General features: G+C 59.5%; 1 protein-coding gene. It reads right to left on the bottom strand.

Annotated elements, in window-relative coordinates:
- A partial coding sequence (locus HWX89_RS13320) for an electron transfer flavoprotein-ubiquinone oxidoreductase (protein WP_178340752.1) occupies nucleotides 1-1,328 on the bottom strand: 1,328 nt, incomplete at both ends.

Raw genomic sequence — 1,328 nt, 5'->3', positions numbered from 1 at the left:
ACCGGCCCTTCGCCGCCTTGTGGCGGAACCCAGTTGATGTTCTGGTTGGGGTCCTTGATGTCACACGTCTTACAGTGCACGCAGTTCTGCGCATTGATGACGTAGGTTTCCTGGCCGTCCTTCTCCACCCATTCGTAAACGCCGGCCGGGCAATAACGCGTCGATGGTCCCGCATAAACATCGTGCTCGGATGATTTCTGCAGCGCCATGTCCTTCACCTGAAGATGCACCGGCTGGTCTTCTTCATGGTTGGTCGAGGACAGGAACACTGACGACAGGCGGTCGAAGGTCAACACGCCATCCGGCTTCGGATAGGCGATCGGTTTGTGTTTCGAGGCCGGTTCGAGACTTTCCGCATCCGTCTTGCCGTGTTTCAGCGTGCCGAACACCGAAAAACCGAACAGCTGGTTCGTCCACATATCGAGGCCACCAAGCGCCACGCCGACAGCCGTGCCGAACTTCGACCACAGCGGCTTGACGTTGCGGACCATCCTCAGGTCCTTGCCGATATCTCCCTGACGCCATTCGTTCTCGATCTCGACAACTTCGTCATTGGCGCGACCGCCTGCAATTGCCGCGGCAATCTTGTCGGCCGCCAGCATGCCCGACAGCACGGCATTGTGGCTGCCCTTGATGCGCGGCACGTTGACGAAACCGGCCGAACAGCCGATCAACGCACCACCCGGGAAGGTCAGCTTCGGAACCGACTGATAACCGCCTTCGGTGATGGCGCGGGCGCCATAGGACAGACGCTTGCCACCCTCGAACGTGTCGCGGATCGCCGGATGTGTCTTGAAGCGCTGGAATTCCTCGAACGGATAAAGATAGGGGTTCTTGTAATTGAGGTGCACCACGAAACCGACGGCGACCAGATTGTCTTCCAGGTGATAGAGGAACGAACCGCCGCCGGTCTTCATGCCAAGCGGCCAGCCGAACGAGTGCTGCACCAGACCCTGTTTGTGGTTCTCAGGCTTGACCTGCCACAGCTCCTTGATGCCGATACCGAACTTTTGCGGTTCCCGATCCCGGGACAGGTCGAACCTGGCGATCAGCTGCTTGGCGAGCGAACCGCGCACACCTTCCCCGATCAGCACATATTTGCCGTGCAGTTCCATGCCGCGGGTGAAGTTCGGGCCGGGTTCGCCGTTGCGCTCGATGCCCATATCGCCGGTGGCAACACCGATAACGGCACCGTCGTCATTGTAAAGCACTTCGGTGGCGGCAAAGCCCGGATAGATCTCGACGCCGAGCGCTTCCGCCTTTTCCGCCAGCCAGCGACAGACCAGCCCAAGCGAGACGATGTAGTTGCCGTGATTGTTCATCAATGG

The organism is Rhizobium sp. RM (genome assembly GCF_013390595.1).
GTDB lineage: Bacteria > Pseudomonadota > Alphaproteobacteria > Rhizobiales > Rhizobiaceae > Agrobacterium.
The sequence above is the reverse complement of the archived record's forward strand: the minus strand, read 5'-3'. Positions and strand labels throughout refer to the sequence as shown.